Origin of the sequence: Caballeronia terrestris (assembly GCF_001544515.1) — a bacterium.
GTDB lineage: Bacteria > Pseudomonadota > Gammaproteobacteria > Burkholderiales > Burkholderiaceae > Caballeronia > Caballeronia terrestris.
This window is the reverse complement of sequence record NZ_FCOL02000576.1, coordinates 1-696: the sequence shown is the minus strand read 5'-3', so window position 1 is coordinate 696 and position 696 is coordinate 1. Positions and strand designations below refer to the sequence as shown.

General features: G+C 61.1%; 2 protein-coding genes. Both read right to left on the bottom strand.

Annotated elements, in window-relative coordinates:
• The coding region (locus tag AWB67_RS39035) for an NAD(P)-binding domain-containing protein (RefSeq protein WP_159965181.1) at positions 1-182 on the bottom strand (182 nt) is incomplete at its 3' end.
• 24 nt (positions 183-206) lie between these two features.
• Positions 207-696 (bottom strand): (2Fe-2S)-binding protein (locus AWB67_RS39030; RefSeq protein WP_087660946.1); only part of this gene is annotated, 490 nt, incomplete at its 5' end.

Sequence of the window (696 nt, the reverse complement as noted above, 5' to 3'; positions counted from 1 at the left end):
TCGTCGGACAGCATGGTGAAAACGGCGTCGCCCTGAAACGCTTCAACAGGCGACGCGACCATCGTGACTCCTTCCACCGATCCGCCCGAGCGGTACCATGCTTTCACGTCATGTCCTGCGCGCGCCAGGTTGCGCGCCATGGCGCGTCCCATCGCGCCTAATCCGATAATGCCGATTTCCATAGGTCTCCCAGAATAAATATGTGTTCACGCTACGTTGGACCGGGCGCACGCGTGCCTGCCGTGCGCCGCGCGATAGATCGCATTGACGATGCTTTCGTAGCCGGTGCATCGGCACAGGTTGCCGCTGATCGCGCGCCGTATCTCTTCGTGACTCGGCAAAGCGTTGCGCTTCAGCAGGTCCGCTGCCGCGATGATCATGCCGCTCGTGCAGAATCCGCATTGAAACCCGTTCTCCGCAATGAACGCTTCCTGCAAAGCCCCGATTCCGCCGATGCCTTCGATTGTCCGCACATCGTTTCCAGAGATCGACGCCGCCAGCACCAGACAGGACTTCCTCACCTCGCCATCGATCGACACCGTGCACGCGCCGCAATCGCCGGTCAGGCATCCGACCCGCGTGCCTTTCGCATCGAGCACGCCGCGAATCAACTCGACCAGCAGCAATCGCGAATCCACGCGTTCAGCACGGGGTTCGCCATTGAGCGTGAGTCGCACCTCGATGGTTCCTTTCATG